This is a genomic window from Micropruina sp., assembly GCF_027492755.1.
GTDB lineage: Bacteria > Actinomycetota > Actinomycetes > Propionibacteriales > Propionibacteriaceae > Micropruina.
Map to the genome: position 1 here is coordinate 1 of NZ_JAPUED010000031.1, position 3565 is coordinate 3565.

The 3565-nt window shown below is 68.6% G+C and carries 4 protein-coding genes; 2 read left to right on the forward strand and 2 right to left on the reverse strand.

The window, feature by feature from the left end; all coding sequences use genetic code 11:
• Window positions 1–76 precede the first annotated feature (76 nt).
• Window positions 77–1051 carry a YhfZ family protein gene (locus Q0066_RS01825; protein ID WP_298129480.1) on the reverse strand — a complete coding sequence of 325 codons (975 nt, stop codon included), beginning with the start codon at window positions 1049–1051 and terminating at the stop codon, window positions 77–79.
• A gap of 91 nt (window positions 1052–1142) precedes the next feature.
• Between Q0066_RS01825 and Q0066_RS01830 the strand changes: the two genes are divergently transcribed.
• On the forward strand, window positions 1143–1925 hold the full coding sequence (locus Q0066_RS01830; RefSeq protein WP_298129481.1) for an isoprenyl transferase: 783 nt from the start codon (window positions 1143–1145) through the stop codon (window positions 1923–1925).
• Between the two features lie 106 nt (window positions 1926–2031).
• On the forward strand, window positions 2032–2814 hold the full coding sequence (locus Q0066_RS01835; RefSeq protein WP_298129482.1) for a hypothetical protein: 783 nt from the start codon (window positions 2032–2034) through the stop codon (window positions 2812–2814).
• Between the two features lie 126 nt (window positions 2815–2940).
• On the opposite strand, the gene Q0066_RS01840 is transcribed toward Q0066_RS01835, so the two are convergent.
• A complete protein-coding gene (locus Q0066_RS01840; protein ID WP_298129483.1) occupies window positions 2941–3378 on the reverse strand; it encodes an Hsp20/alpha crystallin family protein in 438 nt (145 codons plus the stop codon).
• Window positions 3379–3565: the final 187 nt, after the last annotated feature.

Sequence of the window (3565 nt, forward strand, 5' to 3'; positions counted from 1 at the left end):
GCTCAACCCGCAAGCGTCGACAAGCTCAACCCGCAAGCGTCGACAAGCTCAACCAACGGCGAGTGGTGGGAAGCGATTAGTCGCCCCCGAGGGCACGCCGCAGGCGCTCGGCGCTGGCCCGCTCCAGTTCGATCGCGGACGCCCGGGCCGCCGCCAAGCCGTCGAACCGGATCGCGTCCAGCACTGCACGCAGTTCGGGGCGTCCCGTCCAGGTCGCGATCGTGGCACCGGAGAGCCGGTCCCGGGCGGCGATCGCCCCCGCCCCCTGCATCTGGCGGACGCCGAGACCGGCGAGTTCCACCGGCACAGCCGAACTGGTGAGGTGCCAGATGCCGACGTCGACCACGCCGGCCAGCACGAACGCGGGCACATCGGGGTAGGGCATCTCCACATACTGCCGGCCCGGCCGAGGCGGGAATTGGGCCAGGGTCAGCGCTTCGTGGTCGAACGACTCGGTGTCGATGGCCACCCGGTCCGGGTCGACGGGCGCCTTGGCGCTGCTCAGCACCACCAGCCGTGCCGGGTCGTAGTAGGTGCCGGGCGCCAACCGGCGCTGCGTGACGAAAGCCGGTTGCCCGGCGCCCACCAGCCCGTCGAAGGTGCCCGCGGAGACCACGGTCAGGTCGTGGTCGCCGCGTCCGACCAGATCCAGGCGTTGGTTGCCGCCGGCCAGGTGGCGCAGCGTGGACGGCACACCGAGGCGTCCGAGTTCGTCACCGATGGTGGTCTCCAGCGAGTCGATCTCGATCGAGCCCGGCCGGGACAGCAGGATCCGCACCGGCGGTAGCCCGGCCGCCTGCCAGCACTGCCCGATGTCGATCGACTCGATCCGGCGTCCGAGGTGGCCCCGTGACACGGTGCGCAGCGCGTCCCGCTCAGCCAGCAACTCCAGTGCCCGTTGCACGGTGCCCATGCCGACGCCGAGCGATTCGCGCAGCTCGGTGTTGGTGGCCAGCGTGTCACCGGCCCGCTTGCTCAGCGCGTCGCGAACGACGGCTCCCATCGCGGCGTGCACGCTGCCCGCGACCGCGACGCCGCCCGACTGCCACACCGGCTCCACATCCCGCCTCTCGCTGTGAGGCCAGTGACATTACCCCAGGCCGTCCGCCCGCCACCGGGCGCCCGACCGGTAGTCTGCGGACGTGCCGAAGCCCGTCCGTCCGCCGATACCTCACCCCAGCGGCGCCCGTCCGCCGCAGTTGCCGCGGAAGGCGATCCCCGAGCACGTCGCGATCGTGATGGACGGCAACGGCCGCTGGGCCAAGGCCCGCAACCTGCCCCGCACCGAGGGCCACGCGCGCGGCGAGGACTCGCTCTTCGACGTGATCGAGGGTGCCATCGAGATCGGTCTGAAGTATCTGTCCGCCTATGCGTTCTCGACCGAGAACTGGCGACGCTCGCCCGACGAGGTGCGCTGGCTGATGGGTTTCAACCGCGACGTGATTCACCGTCGCCGCGACCAACTGGACGCGATGGGCGTCCGCATCCGCTGGGCCGGACGGCGTCCGAAGCTGTGGCGCTCGGTGATCCGCGAACTCGAAGAGGCCGAGGAACAGAGCCGCGACAACACCGTCCTCACCCTGCAGTTCTGCGTCAACTACGGCGGACGCGCCGAGATCGTGGACGCCGCCCGCGCGATCGCGAAGGCCGCCCAGGCCGGACGGCTCGACCCCGATCATCTGACCGAGAAGTCGTTCCGGAAGTTCCTCGACGAACCTGAGATCCCCGATGTCGATCTCTTCGTCAGGTCTTCGGGCGAGCAGCGGACGTCCAACTTCCTGGTCTGGCAGTCGGCCTACGCCGAGATGGTGTTTCTCGACCGGCTGTGGCCCGATTTCGACCGTCGCGACCTGTGGCGGGCGATCGAGCTGTACGCCTCCCGCGACCGGCGTTACGGCGGCGCGGTACCGAACGTCGTCTCGTAGAGCCCGCCGCTGATCGAGCTTCTCGAGTCGAGCCCTGATCAGGCCGGTGGGCCGAGGTCTCGACGGCCTAGACCGGCGATAGTCATCGCACGCTACGCTCGCGCGCATGAAAGAGGGTCGACAGAACCACCGACCTCGTGCGGGTGGTTTCCTGCTCACCGAGTTGCTATTGATCGCCGCGTCGGGCGTGGTCGTGTGGGTGACTTACCTCGGCTGGGTGCCCTGTGCCGGATCGATGCTCGAGGGCACTCAGTTCGACCCCACTCCGCACGAATGGGATTTCAGCAAAGCCTGTCACGAGGCGATGGATCACGGCGACGGCTTCCCGATCTCCAGCTGGCTGGAGTCACCCTTGCAGCAGACGGTGAACGGGCTCAACGCGGTCGCTCTGCTGCTGCTCGGGGTCGCCTGGCTGATGCTGGTCCGCAACCGGGGCATCCGAGGCCGCATACGGATCCTGTTGGCCTCGCTACCGGGCCTGCTCAACCTCTGGCTCGCCCTGGTCGCCACCGTCGCGTTCATCTGGCCTCCCGCCGAGACTCCAGCGGCCGTCGGCATCACAGTCCTGCTGATGGACGTCGCCGGCTTCGTCGGCGCAATCGTCCTGCTCACCGCCAGCCCGACGTCCCTCCCAGCCGGCAACGGGATCCGAGTCATTCTCGTGGCGCTGGCCGTGACAGCGCCGAGCCTCGGCCACCTACTGACCGACTACATGGTGATGATCGGCTTCAGCGAGGCGAACTGGGATTCACCGCCCGGGACCGGCTATCTGACCGCGTTCAGCATCGCCCTGTTCGCGCTCCTCAGCATGGTCGTCGGGCTGATCGCCCGGCTCTGGACGAACCTCAAACCGTCGCAGCTCGTCCAGCAGCCCGTGCCCGCCGGCTGAACTCCGCGACCTCGTCCTCGGACACCAGCTGGCCCGGCCGGAGATCATCCGGTCGGGCCAGCTGTGACATCGCCGCCTGTCGCGCGCTTCTTCGAGACTCGCGCGGCTCGATCAGGCCGTTGCAGGTCAGGCTTCTTCGACGGAGCCCTCGATCTGGGTGGCGCCACCGGTGTGCGCGACCGCGATCTTGCGCGGCTTGGCTTCCTCGGCGACCGGGATGGTCAGGGTCAGGACGCCGTCGCGGTAGTCGGCGGCGATGCGGTCGAGCGCGACCCCGTAGCCCAGCGTGAGTTGCCGGGCGAAGGTGCCGACCGGACGCTCGCGCACCAGCCAGCGCTGCTCGCCCTCGACGGCATCGCTGCTGCGCTCGGCCCGAATGGTGAGGGTGCGCTCGTCGACGTCCACGTCGATGGTGGACGGGTCGACCCCCGGAAGGTCGAGCCGGGCCACGAAGTTGTCCCCTTCCTTGTACAGGTCCATCGCCATCGCGGCGCTGGCCGGCGTCCGGGCGACGTCGGAGAACCAACGGTCGAGGTCGCGGAAAGGATCGAAGGTGCGTGCCATGGTCACATCACTCCTTTGCTCTGAACTGGCACTCGTGCGGTTTTCCTAGCCGGTCCAACCGGCTCGCCACCCAGTATATTCCAGAGTTGAGCGCAGTCGACTCAACTCTCCTACCTCGACGTCAAACCACCTCCCACAAGCCTCCTCACCCCTCCAGTCCGCACGAAAAGGCCCTCCCTAACTAGTT